Origin of the sequence: Candidatus Desulfosporosinus nitrosoreducens, from assembly GCF_030954495.1 — a bacterium.
GTDB lineage: Bacteria > Bacillota > Desulfitobacteriia > Desulfitobacteriales > Desulfitobacteriaceae > Desulfosporosinus > Desulfosporosinus nitrosoreducens.
This window is the reverse complement of record NZ_JAVHUW010000065.1, coordinates 240,053-264,099: the sequence shown is the minus strand read 5'-3', so window position 1 is coordinate 264,099 and position 24,047 is coordinate 240,053. Positions and strand designations below refer to the sequence as shown.

Annotated in this window: 17 protein-coding genes, 1 pseudogene and 1 other annotated feature; of the genes and pseudogenes, 4 read left to right on the top strand and 14 right to left on the bottom strand. The window is 46.2% G+C overall.

Annotated features, from left to right (window positions below; translation table 11 throughout):
* Positions 1-67: 67 nt before the first annotated feature.
* Together REC12_RS17615 and REC12_RS17610 are read left to right on the top strand one after the other, a co-directional pair.
* Entirely contained in the window at positions 68-436 is a 369-nt protein-coding gene (locus REC12_RS17615; RefSeq protein ID WP_308896716.1) for a winged helix-turn-helix transcriptional regulator, read from the top strand.
* Positions 437-714: 278 nt separating this feature from the next.
* Complete coding sequence (locus REC12_RS17610; RefSeq protein ID WP_308896715.1) at positions 715-2,607, top strand: cell wall-binding repeat-containing protein; 1,893 nt, start codon at positions 715-717, stop codon at positions 2,605-2,607.
* Here the strand turns inward: REC12_RS17610 and REC12_RS26540 are convergent.
* From REC12_RS26540 to REC12_RS17580, 6 genes and pseudogenes are all read right to left on the bottom strand, one after another.
* Positions 2,578-2,709 (bottom strand): annotated as a pseudogene (locus REC12_RS26540) (HIT family protein); the annotation flags it as partial. The gene REC12_RS17610 and the pseudogene REC12_RS26540 sit on opposite strands and share 30 nt — an antisense overlap.
* A gap of 89 nt (positions 2,710-2,798) precedes the next feature.
* Positions 2,799-3,065 (bottom strand): hypothetical protein, encoded by a 267-nt coding sequence (locus tag REC12_RS17600; protein WP_308896713.1) that lies wholly within the window; start codon positions 3,063-3,065, stop codon positions 2,799-2,801.
* A gap of 460 nt (positions 3,066-3,525) precedes the next feature.
* Positions 3,526-7,935, bottom strand: a complete 4,410-nt coding sequence (locus tag REC12_RS17595; RefSeq protein WP_308896711.1) for a coiled-coil domain-containing protein — start codon at positions 7,933-7,935, stop codon at positions 3,526-3,528.
* The gene (locus tag REC12_RS17590; RefSeq protein ID WP_308896709.1) at positions 7,928-8,629 is read right to left on the bottom strand and encodes a DUF6063 family protein; all 702 of its coding nucleotides are present in this window, start codon (positions 8,627-8,629) and stop codon (positions 7,928-7,930) included. Before REC12_RS17590 ends, REC12_RS17595 begins: the two co-directional genes overlap by 8 nt.
* Positions 8,626-10,287: a hypothetical protein gene (locus REC12_RS17585; protein ID WP_308896708.1), complete on the bottom strand. Its 1,662-nt coding sequence runs from the start codon at positions 10,285-10,287 to the stop codon at positions 8,626-8,628. Before REC12_RS17585 ends, REC12_RS17590 begins: the two co-directional genes overlap by 4 nt.
* 24 nt (positions 10,288-10,311) lie before the next feature.
* Complete coding sequence (locus REC12_RS17580) at positions 10,312-11,457, bottom strand: hypothetical protein (RefSeq protein ID WP_308896706.1); 1,146 nt, start codon at positions 11,455-11,457, stop codon at positions 10,312-10,314.
* A gap of 352 nt (positions 11,458-11,809) precedes the next feature.
* Here REC12_RS17580 and REC12_RS17575 point away from each other — a divergent pair, with 352 nt between their 5' ends.
* Both REC12_RS17575 and REC12_RS17570 read left to right on the top strand, forming a co-directional pair.
* Positions 11,810-11,980 (top strand): hypothetical protein, encoded by a 171-nt coding sequence (locus REC12_RS17575; RefSeq protein ID WP_308896704.1) that lies wholly within the window; start codon positions 11,810-11,812, stop codon positions 11,978-11,980.
* Between the two features lie 2 nt (positions 11,981-11,982).
* Positions 11,983-12,396, top strand: coding sequence for a type II toxin-antitoxin system death-on-curing family toxin (locus tag REC12_RS17570; RefSeq protein ID WP_308896703.1), 414 nt, complete (start codon positions 11,983-11,985; stop codon positions 12,394-12,396).
* Positions 12,397-12,639: 243 nt separating this feature from the next.
* On the opposite strand, the gene REC12_RS17565 is transcribed toward REC12_RS17570, so the two are convergent.
* The 8 genes from REC12_RS17565 to REC12_RS17530 form a co-directional block, all read right to left on the bottom strand.
* Complete coding sequence (locus tag REC12_RS17565; protein ID WP_308896701.1) at positions 12,640-13,512, bottom strand: DUF7713 domain-containing protein; 873 nt, start codon at positions 13,510-13,512, stop codon at positions 12,640-12,642.
* A 431-nt stretch (positions 13,513-13,943) separates the two neighbouring features.
* The gene (locus REC12_RS17560) at positions 13,944-15,161 is read right to left on the bottom strand and encodes an aminotransferase class I/II-fold pyridoxal phosphate-dependent enzyme (protein ID WP_308896700.1); all 1,218 of its coding nucleotides are present in this window, start codon (positions 15,159-15,161) and stop codon (positions 13,944-13,946) included.
* 162 nt (positions 15,162-15,323) lie between these two features.
* Positions 15,324-15,563: a binding site (T-box leader), on the bottom strand.
* A gap of 341 nt (positions 15,564-15,904) precedes the next feature.
* Complete coding sequence (locus tag REC12_RS17555) at positions 15,905-16,654, bottom strand: AAA family ATPase (protein ID WP_308896698.1); 750 nt, start codon at positions 16,652-16,654, stop codon at positions 15,905-15,907.
* A gap of 62 nt (positions 16,655-16,716) precedes the next feature.
* Positions 16,717-19,323 carry a polynucleotide kinase-phosphatase gene (locus REC12_RS17550; RefSeq protein ID WP_308896696.1) on the bottom strand — a complete coding sequence of 869 codons (2,607 nt, stop codon included), beginning with the start codon at positions 19,321-19,323 and terminating at the stop codon, positions 16,717-16,719.
* Positions 19,316-20,755 (bottom strand): 3' terminal RNA ribose 2'-O-methyltransferase Hen1, encoded by a 1,440-nt coding sequence (locus REC12_RS17545; protein ID WP_308896694.1) that lies wholly within the window; start codon positions 20,753-20,755, stop codon positions 19,316-19,318. The genes REC12_RS17550 and REC12_RS17545 overlap by 8 nt, the downstream gene beginning before the upstream one ends.
* Positions 20,756-21,094: 339 nt before the next feature.
* Complete coding sequence (gene rbr / locus REC12_RS17540) at positions 21,095-22,273, bottom strand: rubrerythrin (protein ID WP_308896692.1); 1,179 nt, start codon at positions 22,271-22,273, stop codon at positions 21,095-21,097.
* A gap of 1 nt (position 22,274) precedes the next feature.
* Positions 22,275-22,946: a rubredoxin gene (gene rd / locus REC12_RS17535; protein WP_308896690.1), complete on the bottom strand. Its 672-nt coding sequence runs from the start codon at positions 22,944-22,946 to the stop codon at positions 22,275-22,277.
* Between the two features lie 347 nt (positions 22,947-23,293).
* Complete coding sequence (locus REC12_RS17530; protein WP_308896688.1) at positions 23,294-23,863, bottom strand: flavin reductase family protein; 570 nt, start codon at positions 23,861-23,863, stop codon at positions 23,294-23,296.
* Positions 23,864-24,047 lie beyond the last annotated feature (184 nt).

The following is a 24,047-nucleotide window of genomic DNA, read 5'->3' as shown; positions in this document are numbered from 1 at the left end:
CAAAACTATACAAGTACGCAAATTATTTTGACTAAGTATATTATATTTGACCAAAGGGGTCCGATCTATGGGAAATAAAAGAATTGATAAGCCCTTAACTACCCCTGTACAATATTTACTGCAAGTACTCGGCAGCAAATGGAAATTGCCTATATTGTGTCTATTAAGCAAAAAAGAGGTCGTACGGTTTAATGAGTTAAAAAGAGAATTAGCTGGAATTACTAATATGTCCCTGAGTAACTGCCTGCAGGAATTAGTGTGTTATAAAATAATCAATCGTGTCCAATACCTGGAAATTCCGCCTCGGGTGGAATATTCCTTAACAGACAATGGCAAAAGTTTGCTTCCTATATTAGAGGATCTTGATGAATGGGTCAACAAGCAACTGGAAATTAATTACGAAAAGGCACCGGAAATAGAACAGGGGGGCTCTTAACAATTTCAATGACAACCCTATTTGGCATGATGATTGTCGGCCGGCAGGATGATGTCCATAGGCATAACTTTTTCCCCCAATTGTCCGGCGGTTCAGTTCGCAATAATCCTACCTCTGTTCCGCCCCATTTACTCACCTTACTTCCCCTTGCCACACGTTGGATTATTATTATTCTTCCTGGTCTAATTTTCCAAAAGGAATTCTTCTTCAACAAACGAATAAACGTTTGTATTTGTTTTAACGCATAAAAAAGCAACCGAAGAAGGAGCAATGACACATTGAAAAAGGGCAAAATCAGCCTCAGCCTCATAATCGGTCTGTTCATACTATCTTCAATCATCACTGCCCAACCTGCCTTTGCCGCTGATTCTTCAACGGCCCCTCTGCTTTCCATCAGTACCAGACTTGCCGGTTACGACCGCATTGATACGTCAATTGCTATTTCTCAAGCCATGTTCCCTGCTGATTCCAGTGCCGGTGCCGTACTTCTTGCCACCGGCTTTAATTATCCGGATGCTTTAGCCGGTGCAAGCCTCGGTGTCTCAGAAAAAGCACCTCTTTTACTGGTTGACACTTACGGAGATAATCAGAAAACCCTTGCGGAAATTAAGCGGGTTCTCAAACCGGAGGGCAAAATCTATATTCTGGGCGGCACGGCAGTCGTACCTGCAGCACTGGAAGCGGAGCTCAACGCTCAGCCGGCTTATCACTATGCTGTCCGGCGCCTCTCCGGAGTCACGTGTTACGGAACAGCGGCGGAGATCGCCAAAATTACCAAACCAACCGGAGGCGGCGAAGTGATCATTGCCACCGGGGATAACTTCCCGGATTCTCTCTCCATCTCCCCTTATGCTTCGGCACATGGTATCCCCATGGTCCTCGTTCAAAAAAGCAAGATCCCTGCGGAGTCTTTGGCCTGCCTCCAAGACCTTAACCCCACGGAAATCACCTTGATTGGAGGAGTGGGTGCTGTTGGTTCTGAGGTTGAGGAACAACTCCACAGCCTTTTCCCGGCTGCCGGTTTCCGACGATTCGGAGGTTATGACCAGTATGATACCTCAGCGATGATCGCCGATGCTCTCTTTGGTGATCAGAGTCCTAACCTTTTCGTGGCAACGGGGACAAATTTCCCCGATGCTCTGGCCGGTTCAGTTTTCGCCGGTTCGACCCAATCCCCCATTGTCCTGGTTAAACCCAACGAGATCCCTGAGAATCTAAGCTCCGTCTACCTCAGCTTTCTTTCACCCAAGACCATCGTTGCCTTAGGCGGTACCAGCGTCGTTTCAGATAATGTCTTTAACAGCTTAAAATCCCTGCACAACATTGATCCCGGTAATATTCAAAGCAACTTGCGCAACCTGGGACTAGCCGCCGCCAATGATGGCTGGATCTACTATACAAGTGGTTTGGATAACCGACAGTTATATAAAATGAAACCTGATGGGTCGCAAGCGACTAAAGTCTTAAATTATAGTGCCGGATATCTAAGTGCAGTTGGCAATTCTATCTATTTTGTTAACGCGCAAGCCTTATATAAGAAAGTCCTCAGTGATCATCAACCTGATCCTTCTCTGATAGCCACAACCGGTATCCGCTATGTCTACGGGGTCTACAAGCAGGTATACTATGCCAATGATGGGGGGCTGTTTACTGATGGCAATGGCTTTTATGCTTCGCAACGAATTCTGAGTAATCCCCGCAACGTCGTTATGGACTCCGGTTATATTTATTATCAGCCTGCCTCCGTCATGGGGCCCTTTTCCATCAACCGGGTGAATCCGGATGGGTCCGGGGATACAGTGCTTGTGAAGGATGATGTCAACTCATTTTGTATCAGTGATCAGAAGATTTTCTATATCAGTAATAACGATGGTAAAATTTATTCTGCCAATCTTGATGGTTCCGGTATAAAAGCAGTTACCAATGACGCTGCGGGAACCTTAAATGTGCATAACGGCTGGATTTATTACAGCAATCAAGCAGATGGCTCCAGGCTTTACAAAATTCAAATTGATGGTTCTGGCCAAACAAAGCTCGCGGATCAGAATGAAATCAACGCGATTAATATCGTCGGTGATTGGGTCTTTTGTACAAGAGGGTTGTCCGTCACGACAGGTGACTCGTCGGTCTATATGATGAAATTAGACGGGTCTGGACAGCGAAAAATATGATTTCTCAATTTTAATTCTATGAACGAGGCCCAGAACTTCTTCTTCGGTTAGGTCAAAGAAGCTTGCGACATGCCTCTTGGGAATAATCAGAACATGCCCTTCATTGACCGGGAACTAATCAAAAAAGGCCAGGGCCAGATCGTTCTGGACAAGGATAGCTATCTCTGGGAGTTTACAAAAAATACATTCACTTATTTTCCTTCCCCTTCTTTCTTAACGATGTGATTTTCTCTCTTGCCTGCCTTTTTCCGAAATGCCTTTTCTTGTCGTTTTTCATACATTTCCCGGATCCAGACACTTACAGGAGCCTTCCATTGTTCACTTTTACTAGGTATGTTTTTAATTAAGCTTCTGGGATTTAGTCCCATTTCTTTAGCCATTTTCAAGGTTTCTTCGTTAAGCCTGCACTTCTTTTTTGCTTCAGCCCATTCTGCATCCTTCTTAATACTGTTAGCCAATGCGCTTACCCTTTCTCTTTGCTCACTTTATATCACAGGTAATCTGGTTGCATATTTACAATCTATGGATATTATATTAAATAAGGACTGACGTGTTGCAAGCACGCCGGCCCGGCAGATTGTCTAACCGAACGGTTAGCCGGATTTACGGGTTATAAGAAATAACCGCAAACCTTGGGGGCGGTTATTTCTTCTTCATGATCATAACAATGAGCGCCGCAAATGCAATCATGAGATACATCGCTTCAAACATTGAGATCATCTTACCACCCTAACCGTCCCTCGACAACCTGTTACAAGTATTATGTCATAATTTTCCAAAACAAGATGAAAGCTCTCTGCCTATTCCACTGGGTTCGGGCCGTCTCATAACACGAGGCGGCTTGTTTTATTCCTCACAGCAATGTGTACTCTATACTGAACTTGGAATCATACATGTTGAAGCACGCCTTGCCACTACCTACTCAAATAAATTCATCTGCTTATTCTCCGTCACCCTGAAGATGGCCTTTTCCAGCTTCTCATCATGATAAACGGCACTTTCATCGCGGATAATTTCTTCAAACTTCAAATACTCATTGGTACCGATGGAACTGGGTCTGATCTTCAGCATAAAAATCAGGTTAAAACAATTGAGGATGGAGTTTTGTTTCAGGTCGGACAGACAAATAAGCTGAGTCCGGTGTTTGCGGGCAATTTCAAAGAGCGGGTTGAGCAGGTGTTCCGAGGAAATGGGACCAAAAGGGTTATCCATGACCAGAACACTGGAATCCTTGTCTTCCTCGGCGCCCGCAGCCTCCAGAGTCCGCGACCGGGTATAGGCCATTAAGGCTGAAAGTACGGAGAAGTAGACGACGAACTTTTCCCCGCCTGAGTTCTCCCGCATGGCATCCTCCCAGGTTTTCAGGCCGCTGTTTTGCATGTTGAGGTCAATCTTAAAGACTTTGACCGGAATATGAGAAGTATTCAAATAAACATTCAATAATTCCCGGCTGTACATCAGTTTAGCAATCGACTTTTTAACCTCATCCTCACTCTTTTCCTGCCGGGTTTCCTCCCGGACCTTGGCAATACATTCCTCAATATAGTCCTTCATCCGGGTGCCTGCCGCCTCATGGGAATCCAGGGATAGCTCAACCTTGAGCATTTGCACGGGTCTGCTTCTTCCCTGCAGACGCACCTTGGAACAATCAGATATCCAGTCGATTTCCTCGTAAAATCTCATGGCCTGAAGCAGACTCTGCTGGACCATGTCCTTTTTGTTGCGCTCCAAATTGGAGAGCTGAGTTTCATGAAGCTTGATCAGCTCCTTAAGCTTTTCTTTATGAAGGCTCATCCGTTCATAAAGGTAATAGAAATCCTCAAAGGTCATCCTGGCCTTATCCCAAAGCTGGTCCAGGCCCTTGAAAATATTGCTGATATTCGGATTTCTTTCCCGGTAATTTGCTTTCAGGCCTGTGTAGTTATGTCTCAGCCTGTCTGCCTGGGCTTTAGTTTGATTCTCGACGGTGCGATAGCCTTCCCCTAAGCTCCCAGTTTGAGCCTTAACATCCTGCTCCGGCTTAAAGTCTTTCTCCGCTTCAATCGTCAGATCCTTTACATAGGAAGTGATTTGATCCACCAGCTTGTTATAGTCGTTCATCTGACGGAATAAGCGGCTGTTTTCCTGCTCCAAATGGGTTTGCCGTGCAGCCAGCTCCTGAAGGCGCTCCCGGAAATCACCTTTAATATTTTCCGGGCTGAGAGGGGCTTCCGCTCCCAGCTTTTGCACTTCCTCCCCGGCAATTTGACATGCTTTCCGGGCCGCACTTTCAATTCTGGCGGCCTCCAGGGTTTCTTTCTGCAGCTTTAGACGCAACGCTTCAAGCTTAGCGACTTCCGAATTAATGGCATCAAGCTTTTCTTCTGCGTAGACTGCTTGACTGTAGTCGTCTGCGGAGAGTCCCAATTTAGCAAGTTCTTTTTCCTTTTTACTGCCTTCTGAAAGCAGATCTTTCCGACGTCTTTCCAGCAGTTCGATTTCCCCGCTATACTCCCTTTTTAAGGATTGCAGCCTTTCTTCCAGTTCTTCAAGGGTTCCCGGGACGATTTCCGCTTCAGGAGCCCCTTGGTAGAGGAGTAGTTTTTTATCTATTGCTTTGGATTCCGTCTTCTTGTTCTCAATCTCTAAGATTAAGCCCTGAATCTCCTGTTCGAGCCCTTTCTGACGTTGGGCTAAGCCGGACTTTCTGCCCTCTGCTTCCGAAATCCCTTCGCTCACTGCAGACAATCTCCGCCGGCAGGCCTGGTAATCCTTCTCCTGCCCTATCCAGGCGTCAAACATTTCTAAAGCTGCCTGAGCTTTTTGCTGAGACTCATTGTTGGCAGTAATTTTTTGTCCCAGTTCTTCCTGAGTCTGGCGCAGGTTTTCTATTTCCTGGGTCAGACCTTTTAATTCCCGGTCCAGCGTATGAATCGTAGTTTCACTGGCGGCCATCTTCTTGCCTAAGAGATAACGGTGATCCGCCTTATAAGCAAAACGCCCGCAGATGGTTTGTTTGGCAACAACGTCATTGCGTTCCCCCGTATAGTGCTGATACTGTTCCTCAGCCTCAGTTTGTTTTTGTCTCAGTTCTTCTTCCAGCTTTATTAAGCCGTCATTATCAAATACCCTGCCTTCATACAAACAAACTAAGGAAATTCCTGTCTCCGTCTGAATCAAATGATCCATCTTAGTGGCTAGGCGCACATTCAAATCCTCATAAGCAATGACCGGAATAGCCCGGCGCAGAGTCAGGTTCTGAATGGACTCAACCAAAAGTTCAATCCCCTCTTGGGGCAGTATCAGGGCATAGGGCAGAACCGGATTGCCTTCCAGCAGCCTCTGCCTGAGTTCCGGGGTTTGATTGCGCAAATAAGCTTCACCGGTTTCATAGGGAATATCCTTATCGGCCAGAACCGCGATCAATTCTTCCGGTACATGCAGTCGTCCGTGTTTCAGAGAAAGCAGGGACTCCGCTGAAGCGTCCCGCAGACGCACGGCCTCTTCAAGGCTGCGGGCCAGATGTTTGAGCAATTGGTTGAAGCTTGTGTGCAGGCGTTCCTTGTCAAAGCGAAGTTCCGGGTCAAACCCATACTTTTGGAGGATTCTCCGGATTTCTTCTTCCTGCTCCTCGTAGTCGGCAATCTCCTTCACCAGGGAGCGGAGTACGTTCTTTTCACTAAGCTGTGTTTCCCGCTTAATTTGAATTTCCTGGGCTGCCTCAAGTTGTCGTTGTTCAAGTCCGGCCTTTTCTTCCCTGAGCTTTTGCCCTTCCAGCTGGAGATCGTCCCAAGCCTTCTTAAACCGGACTCTTGTTTGGGCGATGTCACTCTCCGCTAATTCTCCCAGCAGATTTCTGTTGAGATTAAGTTTGAGCTTAGCTCTGACCTCCCGTTCTTTAACTTCAAACTGTAGCCGTTGCTGTTCAAGGCGGCCTTTCTCCCCCTCATAATTCCGCAATTCCTGTTCCAGATTGCCTGAGTCTTGTTTCACCTGCTCCAAGGCGCTTTCCCGCTCCGCCTTTGCCTGATTTAAGCGCAGCAAAGCAGACTCCAGGGTTTGGGAGAGTTCCTGAGTTAATTTTAGGAGAGTATATTCCAGATTTCGCATCCGCTCATCCGTATTATATTGGGATTTCGAAACCGCCAGCTTCTCATTAAGCCCGGCGAGCTCCACTTCTTTGGCCTTTATCTCGTCCCTGATTCCTGCAGCCTGCATGACCATGCGGTCGAATTTTAAGGCTTCCAGCGTTTCTTCGTTCTCCCGGCTCCGTTTTTCAGCTGCGGCAAGTCTTGTTTCGGCCCAGGCAAGCTCATCGTTTCTCTGCCAATAGGTGTTGGAGCGTTCCTCCAGGTTAATCTGCTGCTGCTCCAGTTTCATGGTCTCTAAAGTCTGCTTATTATCTTCCTGAGTTTCTTTAAGCCGGACGGTTTCCGAGTCCAAATGATGATGCAAAGCGGCGAGTTTTCCGGCCAGGCGTTTTTGCTCTTCCAAACCGTTCAGCAGGTCGACTAAAGTGTCCAACTGCTCACCATAACCCCCCAGGAATTCATCCAGAACAGCTTTTTCCAAAATAAAGCGTTCATTCTCAATGACTTCCCGCACTAAACCTTCCAGCATTTCCTCCAGGCGGTGTGCTTCGGAACGGTCTTTGTAGATGACCTTCTCGATGGTTTTGATAATCCATTCGTTTAAGAGCTGGCTGGAGTTTTTATACTTTTGGAAGATTTCATCGAGACCACCTTCGTGGTCATTAATTTTGGCAATAATATTGCGCCATTCATCCTGGGCAATCCCAAATTCAGCCAGACGTTTCCGGTAACGTTCTCCATCGTCATCGTAAAAACAGCCTACATGATAAGGATCTTTCCGCTCTCTCTCGCTCAGCATTTCCCGCGCTTCTTTAAAAGGCTTGATCTCCAGGATATTGCCTTTTTGACGAATCAACTCCATATGGGCCAGGTCAAAGGGGTTCGACGCGGTATAGTTTGAGGTAAAGGTAAAATACTTGATCCGGTTTTTCTCATCCTCCACCCCGGAAACTTCCGCCGACACCATCCCGATGCCTGTCAGCAAATAACCGGCGGCCGCGTCCAGCTTCCACTCGATCAAGACATAGACCGGCAAACGCTTTTTGCGAAAAAACTCCCTGATCTGCCGGCCCTGGATTTTAATTTCCGGAACAATAGGCTGAAAGAACAACTGGACCAGGACGCTTTTTCCCCCGCCATTGGCCAAACTGAGCAGGGCGTTTTCGCCGCCGTGAAAATTAAAGGTCTCGTCCTGAATATGCCTGGAATCATTATTGTAGGAAAAGTTGATAATGCGTAGGCGGTTGATTCTAGGCATCCGGTACAACTCCTTCGAAGAACTCTTTGATCTCTGTCACCCGGCTATCGTCCAGGTAATAATTTAACATTAAGTCATCCAGCTTTTTGGTGGGACGCAGTTCACGATCCTCATCCACCAGTCTCAGAAGATTTTCCCGCTCCAAAAGCCGGCAGCTGTTTAAAATCGTGCCGGTTTTTGTTTTGCGGCCTCTTTCCTCGAAATCCTGTTTGCTGTCCCAGAGCTCGGCGATTCTGGTAAAATTCAGGGCGTACTTTTCCTCAAGAACCTTAGTCTCTTCCCGGTCTGCTAAGGCCAGGGCAAATCGCCGGTCCAGCTCTTCAATGAGCTTGCTGATTCTCAGAAATTCCCGCTGCTTGGGATTGCGGTTCCGTCCTCCGTAAAACAAGTACAAAATGAACATGGCGATATAACTGAGCAGGTAGGCGTCAACCAGCCGGGCATCCGCCGCTACCCCTTCCCTCAAGTCCTTGGTAGTGAAGCCCAGGACTCCGTTCCCGCTGTTGGGCAGGAGATAGATGCTTCCCCCCACTTCGATGGCTTTAAAATCCAGTTCTTCCTCAAATTCCGCCAGGATGGCCCGCACCTCAACGTTGCGAAACTCCAGGAAGAGGTCCGCCTCGCTTTCCCGGTCCAACTGGCCCTTCTCCAGCAGCCGGCGATAGATCTTAAGAGCAGTTTTTATATCGCTCACTCCAAGTTCACCTCAATCATAAAATCGCTGATGGCGATCCGCCTGCTGAACAGCCCTTCCCCTATCTGGGTCTTAATCTCGTGTTCAAACAGTTGTTCATCCGGTTTGCTAATCTCCAGTTTTTTGATCCCATATAAATCTGGCTGATCATATTCAATCCTGTATAAACAGTAGCTGACATCAAGCTCTCCGGTGGCATTGGCTACCACATCCTCCTGCTGGGCTTGCCACTTCTTCAAATCAATCACCTGAAGATCATAAAGCTTGAGCATGGTTTTAAAGATCAAATCATCCCCTGTCAGTTCTTCAGATAAGCGGTCATTGGTCTCTAAATCCTGAAAAAACTCACCGAACCGGAAGGACTCTTTCCTCCGGTGCGCATACTCTAAGAGACCGCGGACAAACTCCAGATTAGAGTCATTAATCCTCTCGATTCTGCGCAGCTCCAGGTCTTCGCCTAATTCCTCCAGGAAAATACCCGGCGCAGCCTCTTCTTCCTTTCTCAGCTGGGCCTGCCTTTCATAAACCGTCAGCAAGTTAAGGATACGATCCGGATTGGGTTTAAATAAGGGATTTAATAACTGCCAGAGAGAAGAAAGCTTAGTTTCCGTACAAGTTTCCAGGGGTTTGAGGATGGTTTGCTCAAAATCATAGTAGCGGGCCCTGGATAGAGCAAAGGAATCGGCAATGGTTTCCTTATAGATTCTGGCAAGACTAAGCCGTTCCAGGATCAGTTCTTTTTGTTCGCTGATGGTTAAATGAATATTTCTGCGGATCACAGCAATCTCCGAGCGGGCTTTAGCCATTTGCTCATCTAAAGCTCCCCGGGTGTCCGCCTCTTCTCTGAGACGTTCTTCCGAGAGGACAATCATCTCCCGGATCTCGCTCATCATGCTGTATTCTTCTTCCAATAAGGTATAGGTGCCGGAAACCAGACGCTCAAACTCTTCAATATTGACTTCGTAAATGTTTTCCCGGACTTTCTGAACAAACTGGCGGATGTCGTTTTTCTTTTGCCGGATCATTTGCACAAGGTTGGCACTTTGTCCGATGGCCTTTTTATAATTTTTGCGCTTAATCAGTTCGCGCAGTTTTAATTCTTCAATCGTAAAACTGATTTCCTGCTCCACTTCCTTGGTGCGAAACAGCAAATCATACCCTTGGTCCGTCAATTGATAATTGATGCTGTAACCCCGCTGGTCATCGATCAGCTTATCGTCGATCAAGCGGATACGGATCCGCTCCATTCCCTGCCCGTATCTCATCACCGGATAATACCTGGCCTCGCCGCCATTTTGCAGGATATCCTTAACGATGTACTCAGCGAGCCTGCGCATAATTTCCGGAGAGCCTGGGGACAGACCCGCGGTTCTTGCCTCAGAAACAAAGGGCTTGTCCCCCTGCTCCGGGCTGAAATAGTCAGGGATAATCTGAGCCAGGAACTTGGCAATGCTGTCTAAGGTGCAGTCTTCATCCTCGGTCAGGGTTTTTTCCATAATAAAAACCAGGACCGAGAGGATGATATTATCCAGCTGACCCGGTTCAAATAATCTCTCCAGCTCCATATTCCGATTGCCGCGGTTAATAATAGAATCAATGGCTGCGACAAGCTTCATCCGTTGTTCAAAGCCTTCCAGCAATTCAAGTTGTGAGGTCATCACTTTGCCGCACCTTCGTTTCCCTTAGGTTAGTAGCTTCTCAGCAATTTGATAATTGATAATCTCTTGGGGTATGTACCTGCCGCCGGACAAGATTGCTCCCAGCTTCTTTTCTTCGGGCATCTCCAATAAGGAGAGAAATTCCGGAAGCGGACCAACCACGCCTCTTTGGTCCAGGGATTTCGGCAATTCCGCGGATTCAGCCAGCTGCAGCATCAGCCGGTATAGTCCGGCGCAAGGTTTCAGATCCAGGGCAGGGTTGGCATCTCTGGTTCGAAAAAACAGGCGAATCCCCTCCCAGTCGAGATCTCCGAAGTAAAGGAACCGGGGCTGTCTCCCAGCCATAATGGGCTCGGTCTCAGATTGTGTTGCAGTTGAAGTTATGCCAATAGGAACACGTTCACGCAATTTGTTATCTGCAGAAGAATTTTCTTGTTGATTGTAAACCTTTTCGACCCCCAACATAGTCGCGGAGTATTGTTCCAAGGCGCCTTTTTTCGTAATCTTGTTCCCTTCACCATAAAGGAGTACATCGACAGCCGTGCCGGCAATGATATTTTTTCCTGTTGCCTGCATCAGCTTGCGAAAGGTAAACCATGTGTCTTTATTCTCGATCACCAGAACAGTCCGTGATCCTCCTTGCGGATGATGATATTCAAAAAATGGTTCGGGCGTATCGTAATAATTAAGGAAATTTTCTTCCAAGTGATTATATTTCAGAACTTCTTTAACCCTTGCCAGATGCTCATCCAGGAACTTTTCCCGGCCCCAGATTGAAAATGAACGTTCCTTGCGAGACATGGGCCTAGCTAGTAAGTCCTGAGCAAACCACAAATATTTGCTGATGCCTTCCAGGATTGTCAAGTGTTTTTGATATAAATCCGGTCTTTGTAAATAGCCCGCGATATTCAAACCCGGATTGAGCCGGCGAATGGACTCAGCTAGGCCAGTATAATCCTCCTGGGGTTTAACAATCCGGTATTTATTATAGAGCGGCGGCAGGCGTCCATTCTTTTTTGAGGACTTTATTGGAACAAGAACTCCGTTCTCGACCAACTTTTCAACTTCAGTATGGAATAGATGGTAATCGGGTTCTGCAAAAAGGCGCTGCAATTCCTCGTCAGAAATTGTATTCTTAGCATTGCAAAGCAACTTATTTTTTGGTTCCATGCCAATCTCCTCTTAACCAAGTTCAACCAACAATTTCTGACAATTATAACATAACTATACCTTTTTCTATTAGCATTGACAACGATTAAGCTTGTTAACCCGAACCATCAACTGCGCTGTCGAAAAAAAAACGAAAATATCTTGTAAATAGGGGCTAAAAAGGCCCAAGAGATGGGCTTTTTCAGGGCTAACGACTTAGAAAATAACCATTGACGATATAAAAAAATTTTGGATGGATGAGCCAAACTTTTTCATACAGCAGCCACACTTATATTGCGGAAGACTATATTCCTTCCGCTTGAATAATAATAATGCTATAACAATTGTTCAATTTTACGAGGGGTGGTACAATATGGATAAAGGGAGTATAGATAACGAAAGGGATGTTAATATGGCCATAGCTAAAGAAGCTAAAAACAACGATCAACCAAATAATTCCAAGATCCATAGTCGTAAAATTTCTAAAGCTATCAAGGAAGTTACATCTCAACATTCAAAGCTCCTTAAGAAACTAGCCGAATAGTTATGGATAATATCGACCTATTATCTGTTAATGATATTCTTGAAATTCACAATGAGGCAATTAAAGTTTTCGGTGGAAGCTTCGGTTATTACAGTGATACTGCTTCTAAAATTCAAAGTATTCTTGACCAACAATACCCTCATTTTGGTTACGATAAATATCCCAGCCCTTTTAATAAAGCAGCAATGCTATGGTACTTTCTCACTAAAAATCACTGTTTTGTAGACGGAAATAAAAGGGTTGGATTTTATGCTGCAGTAATTCTTTTGAAGATAAACGGTTATTTAGACCAGGTCGACGACGATGATGCCTTTGATAAGGCAATTCAGATAACTGCCTCACAATTAATCGGCGATGACTTAGACAAATATATTAATGACCTATCATACTGGCTGGAAGAGCGATTTTCCGATTAACTCAGATCTCATTTTCGGGATCCAGGCTGAAATCAACGCAATCATATCGGCGGGGTTTGGGTCTTTTATACAAGAGAGCGCCCGCCATGACAGGTGGCTTATCGGTCTACATGATGAAATTAGACGAGTCTGAACAGGGAAAAATATGATTTCTCAATTTTAGTTCCACTAATGCGAACATCCTCTTCCGGTGAGAAGAGGATGTTTTTTCATTAAGCAGCATTCACTTGATTATTCTCTGTATCACGATTTTTTCCCAATCACTTGGTCAATCATCTCCACAAGATAATTCGGAAAATCATCTGTGTCATTATCTATAGCTGCGAGCCTCCTTTTCATCTTTCTCCCAACATCTTCCGCATCATCCCGGCTGCCATACTTGCATAGCAACTCCAATTCATCTATCCGTTCAAACAGGGCCTCTTCACAAGCACTTTTATGTTTGTAACTTAAAAAGTTATGCTCTAAAAACCATCCCAAAGTCCTCTCAAACCGCTCCATGATAACGTTGGAGTTGATACTTACCCTATGTAATACTGTATCTTTGCCAAGGACTTCATCGGACAGATCCCTTATCTGAAAATCCAGATTAAAGCCCTCAAAAGCCGTGAGTGCACGCCCAAAATCATCTAGAGAAATTCTTTTTCCATCCACAATCAAACATATATTTTCTCTTTTAGAGTATTGAATCCGACACGTGCCAACACTCTTAAGGCTATATTGCTCATTTTTTAGGTGAATTGCATTATCTATAAAATTACTATCCAGCCTACGTGAAAGCGTTTTGTATCCGAGACCAGTCAGTATCTTTTGATGCAATTGTTCAATTGCCCATACCTGATTTTCTTCCGGCTTTAGAAGTATTTCAAACTGATAACCACCATCGATTTCTTCTGCTTTCCATACAGAAAATCCCGGCATAATCATATTTGAAATCTCAAATTGATGCACAATCCTTTCGGCATCATTGAACGATACAATCTTAGAGAAATTATTCGTGATGCTTACTCCAAGTAACTCAGCCATATATTCATTATGGCAATCCAAGCAAAAATCGCCGATCTCTGCATCATGAATACTAGCTTCATTTGATTTGCATTTATGGCATTTTTTCATGATCGGGCTCCTTTAGATGCTTTTATTCGTTGTTCGTTAAGAATCGGCGAACTTGTTGGTATTCTTGCCGAGACATGCCCGCCATCATCTGACGAGCACGCACAAACACAATCCCACTATAATTGTCACTTCTTTTCTATGTTTTACCTCATCAATAATGCTCTCCAGACAGCTGTCCATTTCATCCAGTGACACTTCGGCACATCCAGCAGACGGTCTTCCTCAACAGCAGCAGTTCTTCGCACAGTTTCAGCATTTCTTTTGCGACTGGTAAAACGCCCCTATATTCATGACCACGAGATCACACCTCGCCATTTTTCGTATAATACATAGGCTCACCGGAAGACTTGCACAAAGTCGCAATTGCTTCATGTTTATTTTCTCTTTTGCTTTCTTCTTTACTATCTCATCAAACAAAAATCTCATGCCAATCAGGCCTGCTGGTACCCCTCCAGGAAATCCCCCAGGCGCTCACAGGCAATTTTCAATTCCTCAATTTTTGGCAAATATACGATACGGAAATGATCCGGCAATTGCCAGTTAAATCCCCGCCCATGGACCATGAGGATATGTTTTTCATGCAGGAAGTCCAGGATAAATTTTTCATCATCCGTGATGTTGAACCGCTTGGTATCGATCCGGGGGAAGACATAGAAGGCCGCTTTAGGCTTAAACACCTGCAGACCCGGAATATTGTTTAAGGTATTGACGATATATTCGCGCTGCTCATAGATCCGTCCTCCGGGTAAAAGGGTGTCGTCGCATTTATCGATGTCCGCCAGGGCTGTTTTAATGACGTATTGGGATTGTACATTTGAACACAACCGCATGGATGAGAGAATGTTTAAGCCATCAATATAGCCACGCGCCTGTGACTTGTCTCCGCTTAAGCACATCCAGCCGCAGCGGAATCCGGCGATCTTATGGGATTTGGAAAGGCCGTTCAAGGTTACAATAAATAAATCGGGAGCCAAGGAAGCGATGGATGTGTGCTGATTGCCGTCCATCACCAGACGGTCATATATTTCGTCAGAGAAAATAATCAGACTGTGCTGCCGGGCAAGTTCTACAATCTGCTGCAATAATTCGGTTGAATATAATGCACCGGTCGGATTGTTGGGATTGATGACAACGATACCCTTCGTCTTTGAGGTTATTTTTCTGCGTATATCCTGGATATCCGGATACCATTCGGACTGCTCATCGCAGATATAATGGACAGCTTTTCCCCCCGCCAGAGTGACAGCCGCCGTCCACAGCGGATAATCGGGCGAGGGAAGGAGAATCTCATCTCCGTTGTCGAGAAGTCCCTGCATGGCCATAAGGATTAACTCACTGACACCATTGCCGGTATAGACATCGTTGACTCCGACTTGCGGTATTTTTTTGAAATCACAGTAATCGACGATGGCTTCACGGGCTGAGAGAATACCCTTGGAGTCCGAATATCCTTCCGCCTTGTGCAGATTTTCCGTCATCTTGTGAATGATTTCTTGAGGGGCCTCAAATCCAAAAGGAGCCGGGTTGCCGATATTTAAACTCAAAATATCCACGCCTTGACTGCGCATGCGCTCCGCTTCCTCGAGCACGGGCCCGCGCACATCATAGCAGACATAATCCAGCTTTTTTGACATAGTAAATGTTCTCATTAAAAAATCACCGCTTTCCAAAATTTTTGCCATCTGCTTAACGGATGGCTTTATTTGTAATTCAGGAACTTACACAACTCTCTGCTTTAACGGCAAGGCAGCTTTGATTGGCTTCCTCAAGAGGCTAAAGCCCAAAATAAAAGCCCTAAGCTGACTTAATCAGCTTAGGGCGAATTGGCAAATCCGTGTTACCACCTAAATTCAGAGGTTACTCTGCTCTCTGCCGGCACAAAATGCCGCTTCCGTTATAACGGTCGGAACTCCGGTAAAGCTTACTGGACAGATATCACATTCGGCCAAACAGCTCAGAAATGGCTTCCCTGTTTTCTTCACGAAGATTTTCACCGGTCATCTTCTCTCTGCCATCCGAAAACAAGTACTCTTTTTCTTCATTGCTTTAATATTTTTAATTTTTGCTATTGTAGTTTATTCATCTAAAAAAGTCAATAACCTTTTTACAAGATCCTTTGACTCCATGTTTCATAATCGAACTTCCATCTTCTCTTTCCAGCAAAAAGGGACTTATTGCTGGAGGTTTCGTCTCTGTTTTTTCAGCTCGGCAATTTCCCTGACGGATAGCCCAATAGGAGTCCAGTCTGACAGAGGCCCGCTGACAGGATTGAAAAAGATTGTTTTGCCAAACTTCCTCCGCCTACCAGGACAGTCTTTATATGTACCTTTGCTGATGCCAAATGTCTGTAGTCGCAGCTTACTTCTGTGAACCGCGAACTGACTCCTTCCCATTATTCCAGCAGTTCTCTTAGCATCTTCTTAGGGTTATTGATAAAAGCACGCGTGACCTGATAATGTTCGGTATCCTCATACTTTACAACTTCAATTCCTTCTTTAATTTCGTATATCCGGGCCTGGGGATAGGCCATGATTATGGGGGAATGAGTGGCAATAATAAACTGAGACCCCTCCCCGACTAAATCATGCATTATGGAAAGCATGGACATTTGCCGCGTTGGCGATAAAGCCGCCTCAGGTTCGTCCAGAATGTACAGGCTTTTACCGCCGAACCTATTTTGAAACAGGGCAAAAAATGACTCGCCATGGGATTGCTCATGCAGCGATATACCGCCGTAAGACTTAATGATTGGCGGTCCGCCGGGTTCCGAATCCAAGTCATCTATGTTTGAGGCAAAATTATAAAAGCTTTCCGCTCTTAAAAAGAAACCATCCCGGGGCCTTTGGGTGCCTCTGACAACTTTAAGATAATGATTGAGCTTGGAATGAGTCGCTCTCGACGTAAAATTAAAATTCCTGGTACCGCCTTCAGCATTAAATCCATAGGCTACGGCTATGGATTCCAGGATCGTTGACTTGCCGGAACCATTTTCTCCGACAATAAAGGTGACCTGCGGATGGAAGGATAACCTCTGTAAATTCTTAATCGCCGGCAGATTAAAAGGATACTCGGAAAATGACGGGACTTTTTCTCTATCCAATTCGATATATCGTATATACTGCTTGATACCGTTGGCGTCCATTGCATCATCTCCTTAATTTCCTCATAAAGGCCGCTAAACCGAAATCTTCAAAGAGCTGGTTTTTAGAGCCTGGGATCAACCGGCTCCGCTTCTAAAGCCAGGGTTGCCAGCACGCATTCATGAATCCGGCTGAGGGGCTCCCGATTGACAAAACGCCTGACTGCTTCCGCTCCCAGAGCAAATTCCATCAGGGCATGACGCTGTTTACGTTTAACATTGCGCTGCTTTAAGCGCCTCAGGTTCTCAGGCTGCAAATAGTCCAGGCCGTATATAAGATGCAGATACTTCCGGCCGCGGACTTTAATTGCCGGTTGCACCAGCCGGCCTTTTTCATTCCTGGCGATAAAGGTTTCCGGCTTAACCACAAAACCTTCATGTCCCTTTGCCGTCATTTCCTCCCACCAGAGAACGGCTTCCTGCTCAGACTTTTCATCCGTCACAACTTTGTATTCAGTCTCCAACAAGAGAGAAGACAGCTTGGCGAGCTCCTTATTCCGCTCCATATGCCAGAGGTGAGATTGGTCAAAATAGGTCCGCCCCCGGTGAGCCAGGACATGAAAGGGCGCAATTTTGATTCCCTCACCCCCCCGGGTATCCCAGCAATAGTTTTGAAACACTTCGCGAAAGACTTGGGCATTCTCCACCTTTCCCCGGAACTCCCCGATCCAGGAGTCAACCTCCCAGCCGTTCAGCCTGGCCAGCTCAAGTTTTTCTAAAAGCTTTTGGCGGTCCAAGAGAGCGGCTTCGGAAACGTGAGCGTACTGAGAGCTAATCAACTCCTTGGCCTTTAAATTCCAAGGCAGAATCTCTGCATCCAACAGCACAAAATCCGTGTCGAATTTTGCAAAATACTGTCCCTGCTTCAGGTCTCTATTCAGTTGCCCGATGATCTTCCGTGACAACTCCTGTTCAAAAAACCCCCGGCCCGTCCTGGTATAAATAGTTCCCAACGTCGGTCTTCCGACATATACGAGCGCATCTGCTTCATCTCTGAATAAAAGCAGAATCCCCCTGCTGCCCATATGTTTCTTCTCCGCTATCATAGTGGTGATTCCCTGACTCCGATAGTAATTAAAAGCCTCGCGCGGATGTTCAAAATAATTATCCAAGGGCGACGGAGCGGGAGCGGGACTCATGGTAGGAGGGATATAGGGCAGTTCCTCCAGCGGGACCGTATAATGGGAAACCGTTTCAATCGCCGGTTTTACATAATCAGCCTGAATTTTAATTTCCCCATAATCTTCAGTCATTACGGAATAACCGGTGAGAAAACTCCGGATATTGGGAGGATTAAAGCGTTCTTTTTTCCATTGCTGCAGAAAGCTCTCCGGATCTTCGGCATAGTCTCTCTGAGCTTCAACCGCTGCAAACGTCTTTTCCGGGTAACGGTAAGCGGTTAACCTGCCGCCGAAAACGACGCCCTGGTCAATATTGATCGTGTTGTTGACCACCATCGGCTGGGGCCGCGGGTCATGCCCCCAGATAATCATTTCTCCCGATACATGGTTGACAAACCAGTCTTTGCGCACCGACTTCCCGCTTTCTCCGAAACCGTCCGTATCACCATAACGGCAAAAGTCGCTGATTTGTTCGGATTCCTTGCCGATGTAGTGATCCCGTATGCCGGCATGAACTGCGACAACCACTCTGACGCCGTTGCTCGTAAATACTAAATTTGCAGGTGCGCTTAGCAGCAGGCTTCTCACGTTTTCCTTCAATTCCGCCGCGGCTTCATGGCCGTGTTCCCGCTCATAAGCGGCAAACTCGACCGCAATCAGCTCATCCCCATGACTTAATTCGACCTTACGGCCGGACAGCCAGCGGGCAATCTTCCAGCCGTGGTTACTGTCGACCATGTAGGCTAAACCCTTTTCTACATGCTTAATAAAGAATTTGAGGCAGTCAATACTACGCGGACCCCTGGAGAGCACATCCCCTACCGATACGAGTTTGCGGCCTTGGGGATGAGTGTAGACTCCCTCTGCATCTGACCGGTATCCCAGTTTCTCCAGCAAAGCCAGAAATTCGCTATAGCAGCCATGGATATCCCCGATAAAATCAAGACCAGCCCCGACCTCTTTGAGCAACGGATTCGTTAAGCGGCTAAAACGCGCCTCTTCTGCTTCCTGTTCGTTTAAGATATAGGAACCGGAAAACCCCTCCGTCTTCAGGGAACGCAGATTACTTTTGAAGGTTCGTACTTGCTGTTTGATCCGCTGCCGTCCTCTGGGCTGCTCCCTGTGTTCGTCCCGCTCGAACAATAACCGGTCATCGATATCTAAGGCAACAGCCATGATGGGAACATGTTTGCGCCGGGCCAGATCAAGGTACTTCTTCCTGTCTTCCGGCCAAAGATGAGTTGCGTCTACTACAGTCAGCTTGCCTAAAGCGCAGCGGGACTCCAGGAGATAATCCATCGCTGCAAAGGCTTTTTGAGAAATCAACTGGTACTCCGCATAAAGCACGTCTTGCTCATCTTTAGAACGTTTATCAAGTTTTATAAATTCCGTATCGGCAACCAGGACCCTAAATTGATCCGAACTGACAATCTCTGAAGGCAGCAAAATCCCCTGTTTGACCAACCGCCTGAGTAAGGTCGTTTTGCCGCTGTTAGACGGCCCCACCAGCAAGACGATTCCCGCGTGAGGAACTCTGATTTCTTTACTCATTCTTCATTCCACCTTGTTCTGAGAAGATAGCTATTTGTGAAGGATGACCATACCCTTCGGCTTCCGCGCCGATGCCCTCTAATCGGACCTTATAGGAATAGTGCTCCGCCAAAGCATGGGCCCACTCCGCAAACTTAGCCCGGCTCCACTCAAAACGATGATCTTTATGGCGGAACTCCTGGTTTTCCATCTGATAAACCGCGTTATATTCTGCATTCGGAGTTGTAATAATTAAAACCTTGGGCTTGTAGCCGCCCAGGATGGTGTCCATCACCCGCGGCAGGCGGTCTTCGTCAATATGCTCGATGACTTCATTGAGAATCATCACATCTTTAGCACACAATTGCTCATCAAAATAAAATAAGGAGCCCCATAGCGGGGTCGGTGCCATAAAGCCCTCCTTGCGGCCCGCTTCTGAGAAGCGTTTGAGGGCCCGGAGCTGTTCCTTCTCTGTCGGCTCCACCGCTAAAATCTCTTTGACACCCGGTATAAAGCCAAGTCTGACGGACAACTTGCCTTCCCCTGCCCCGAAATCAACGATACGTTCTTTGGCCGGCAAACTTTGCACCAGTTTAACGACCCTTTGATAGCGCAGCTCATTTAATCTGACGACAGGTTGGGGGCTCAGAGTAGGTTCCGGTGTTAAAGCTTCATGGTCACCCTCTGTTTGAACGGGATTATCGGGATTATCGAGTTGATCAAGATGATTGGATTGGACAAGATGCCCTTCCATCCGCTCAATCAAGTCTCTAAAACGCAGCGTCCGTTGAATAATCAGCTCCTTCAGGGGGTGACCGCCCAGCCATCCTTCCCCATATCGCTCCAGCTTTTCTATCTCACGCTCATCGATAAAATAATGCCGGTAATTATCCAGGACCGGAATCAGCACAAAGAGATGTTTAAGAGCATTTTGAACAGTTTCCTTACCCTGTAAATGTATAAAACGGGCGGAGCTTCTCTCCTTGAGCTGGAAGTGATACGAGGCTTGTCCCCGCTCAATTTCTATTTGATAACCCAGCGGTTCAAACATTCGCTTAAGCGCAGCATCCGGCAAATCGGTAGCCACCGGTCCAAAGCCAACAGTCAGGTCAAAGGCATGTTTAGCCCACTCCAGATACTCTTCTTTGGGCCGGCCATTCAGAGCTGTTCCCAGGGCCGAACGAATCTGGGAGCAGAAAATACTGCTGACAACAAATTCCCTGTCATTGATATATTGAGTAATTTCATAAGTATCCGGGCTGTTTTTAACCAGTTCAACCGGATCGGGCGTGACAAAGATCACAGCTTCGACTTCACACTCACTAAAGACAGTATAAGTAAAACGAACGCGATGCCCCTTTTCCATTCGGTCATAAAGATTTTGCGGATTCTTGGACAAGAGAAACGAAAGCATTTTAGCTCCTTCTCCCGTCGCTTTTAGCGCTAGCTGCACATGAACAAACTCCTGTCTTTTTGAATTTTATACAATTATACCCTATAAATCGTCATTCCATAAATCATTATTTCAAGTCCCCCCACGCCCAAGATCCCTATTCTCTGCCCCTGCTGCTCCCCCTAAAAAAATCGGACCGCCTCCGATGAGTCTGGTCCGTAATCTGAGTCTGCCTGTCTTTTGCCACATATAGCAAAGCCAGAACGTCTAAGACGCTCTGGCCGCTAGTTATTCTCCATTGCCTGCTTTATTCATTACCTATGGAAAAAGCCGCGGCAACAAAAGCAGCTAAAAATGCCGTAAGTTCTTGGAGTAAAAACCGGTCTCAGATCATGACCATCAATAGTTTTCTTTCCTTACTTCAAAATAGCTCTGGGAATATTTACATACCGGACACACTTCCGGAGCTTTCCTGCCCATGACCAGATGCCCGCAGATACGGCATTCCCACATGGCTTCTTCACCTTTTTCAAACACCTGCTGCATCTCCACATTTTTCAATAACCTGCGATAACGCTCTTCATGGGCCTTCTCAATGGCCGCCACCCTGCGAAAACGTGCGGCTAATTCTCCGAATCCTTCCGCATCGGCATCTTTGGCAAATCTTGCGTACATATCCGTCCATTCATAATTTTCACCTTCGGCCGCATGTAAAAGATTCTCAGCCGTCTTGCCCAGATTTCCCAGTTCTTCAAACCAAATACGGGCATGTTCCTGTTCATTCCGCGCTGTTTTCAAAAAGATTTCCGATAACTGATCGTAACCCTCTCTTTGGGCGATCGAAGCAAAATAAGTGTACTTATTCCTGGCCTGGCTTTCTCCCGCAAAAGCTTCCAGCAGATTCTTCTCGGTTTTGGTTCCGGCATAGGAATTAAGGGCTTTAGCTTTCTCTTCGATGATTGCAAAGGCAGAAGCCGGCTGCTTGCATCTCGGGCATGTAAAGCCTTCCGCTAATTCTCCCTCGTGAATGTAGCCGCAGACGGAACAACGATATTTAGCCATTTTTTTCTCCTCCTGAACTTTAACTTTCTTATTTTTAAGTATCTCCAATAACCTTTCGACAGCGTCTGCCGGGAAATCTTCCGGCTGTGAGGCATTCAGCAAGGATTGAAGAAGGTCCTGAACGTTCTGACTCTGGGGAAGCATATAGCCGGCTTCCCGGAGAAGATCTTCCGCCATAATTCTATTTGATGTACTCAGAGCTTGGGCAAACCGGCTCAAAATAGGGTTAGCGGAGGTTTGCACAATGCCGGCGGCTATCTTTTCCTGTTTTGTCTTGCTTTCGGCCAAGGAAAGCAAGACTTTTTTAACTGCCTCCGTTTTTTCCTGCTGAGGCGGAAAATCCTCCGGAATCAGGGAAATCGCATGGGATGGGCAGGCATCAACACAGGCGCGGCAGCCCTTCAGACATTTTAAAGCATCAATCTGACCCGTTTCGGTATCGGTTGCTCCTGTAGGGCAAACATATAGGCAGAGACAATCTTTCGTACATAATCTGATGTTTCTCACTGCATGCATTTTATTTACCCCCTTTTACCTCTGTAATTTTCTTGTTGGGAACTTTGCAAACCGGACAAATTTCAGGGACTTCCTCCCCTATGTAGACAAAACCGCAAATCTCACACACGTAAACATGCGTATTTTCCAATAAGGCATCCTGTTGTTTTTCATACCTGTTCAGCAGGGAATTCAATAGTTTGGTTACTTTTTCCCCCCATGTAAGCGCCCTGAGTGCTCCTCTGTCGGCAGCGCCGGCGGCAACTGCAGTGGCTTGTGCATAGCCTGAACTTAAATTCTGCTGAATCAGTGCACTGAGATCGTTTAACCGACTTTCACCCTGCAGGCCGTTTTTACCTTCATAGTATCGGGCCAACTGGTTAAACAACTCAGCCTCCTCAGTTCGATACTGTTTTTCACATCCTTTGGCAAGATTGGAACACAATGCGCTCAGTTCCCCAAAGGACAGCTCCCGAAGTTCATCCCGGTCATTTTCTCCGGCGCTTAGCTCCGGTACAACAGGCTGACTGCCAACTTGTTGTTCAGCGAAGTCAGCTTTCGCTGCCCCACATAAGGGACAAACCCAGTCCTCCGGCACATCTTCCCATTTTGTCCCCGGCGCAATTCCTTTCTCCGGATCGCCCATAGCTTCATCGTAGATATAACCGCAAATAGAACATACGAATTTTTTCACAACCTAGCCCTCCTTTTCTTATCATCTCAGTCCCTGGTTACACCATCATTAAGGCCCCCCCTGGGCCGGAGGATTAACTTCCTGTCCCATTATATCACTCTAAATACGCTCAAAAAAGGGATATGGAAATATTTCCCGAGGCAAAACCTTCATCGTTTTTAAAGGAAATGGCAACCCGTTTTGCCCAATGTACAAATATTAAAAGTACTTGCCGGTTTCTAGCGATCCGGGCACAAATAGCAAAAGCCAGAACGCCTAAGACGCCCTGGCAGCTATTTTATAACTCTATCCGCCTAAAATGCCCTCTAATTATAATACTTGAGGTAAAAATTAATTTTTTTAATTCCCTACTTTATTCCGTTGCCGATGGAAAAGGCCGTGGCAATTTGCTTCCCTATGCCATAGTAATGTCTACCTTCGGGAGCATAAATCAAAGGCCGTAGTTGTTCCACAAGAGGCTGGTCTCCCTTTTCCTGCAGGCTGTCATCCATTTTAACATCCATAACCTCACCAATAAACTGAGTGTGCAGGCCGATTTCAACGACCTGGATTATTTTGCACTCTAAATTAATCGGGAATTCTTTGATATACGGAGCATCAACAAAATCACTTTTTACCGGTGTAAGACCGGTCTTGGCAAATTTGTCTTCCGTTCTTCCGGTTGCCATGCCAAAGTAATCGGCCTCTTTAATATTGTTTTCTGAAGGGATATTTATGGTGTAGGCTTTTTTCGACATAAGGTTGCCATAAGTATAAGTGGCTTTGCGCAGCGAAACCGTCACGCAAGGCGGAGAAGAGCAGCAAATCCCTCCCCAGGCAGCGGTCATGGCATTCGGCTTGCCTTCCTCATCATAGGTACCTACTACCAAAATCGGCGTAGGATAAATCAATGTTTTAGCACCCAAACTTTTTTTCATACTTTCACCTCTTCAATTATTGCCCCTATCCCATCAATAGAGAAGGGCATGTTTCTCGTTCTGAAACCAATCTTCTTTAAACTTAGCCCCATTATTGAGAGACAAAAGGATTACCTAAAAACACTAAGGATAGTGCAGGGTCCCCTTACTGTTATTAATCTTCACCTATTATTAATGCTTATTC

Coding starts and splice junctions, on each gene's coding strand:
- REC12_RS17615 (WP_308896716.1), top strand. CDS start 68: ATGGGAAATAAAAGAATTGATAAGCCCTTAACTACCCCTGTACAATAT.
- REC12_RS17595 (WP_308896711.1), bottom strand. CDS start 7,935: ATGCCTAGAATCAACCGCCTACGCATTATCAACTTTTCCTACAATAAT.
- REC12_RS17585 (WP_308896708.1), bottom strand. CDS start 10,287: ATGACCTCACAACTTGAATTGCTGGAAGGCTTTGAACAACGGATGAAG.
- REC12_RS17580 (WP_308896706.1), bottom strand. CDS start 11,457: ATGGAACCAAAAAATAAGTTGCTTTGCAATGCTAAGAATACAATTTCT.
- REC12_RS17575 (WP_308896704.1), top strand. CDS start 11,810: ATGGATAAAGGGAGTATAGATAACGAAAGGGATGTTAATATGGCCATA.
- REC12_RS17570 (WP_308896703.1), top strand. CDS start 11,983: ATGGATAATATCGACCTATTATCTGTTAATGATATTCTTGAAATTCAC.
- REC12_RS17565 (WP_308896701.1), bottom strand. CDS start 13,512: ATGAAAAAATGCCATAAATGCAAATCAAATGAAGCTAGTATTCATGAT.
- REC12_RS17560 (WP_308896700.1), bottom strand. CDS start 15,161: ATGAGAACATTTACTATGTCAAAAAAGCTGGATTATGTCTGCTATGAT.
- REC12_RS17555 (WP_308896698.1), bottom strand. CDS start 16,654: ATGGACGCCAACGGTATCAAGCAGTATATACGATATATCGAATTGGAT.
- REC12_RS17550 (WP_308896696.1), bottom strand. CDS start 19,323: ATGAGTAAAGAAATCAGAGTTCCTCACGCGGGAATCGTCTTGCTGGTG.
- rbr (WP_308896692.1), bottom strand. CDS start 22,273: ATGCATGCAGTGAGAAACATCAGATTATGTACGAAAGATTGTCTCTGC.
- REC12_RS17530 (WP_308896688.1), bottom strand. CDS start 23,863: ATGAAAAAAAGTTTGGGTGCTAAAACATTGATTTATCCTACGCCGATT.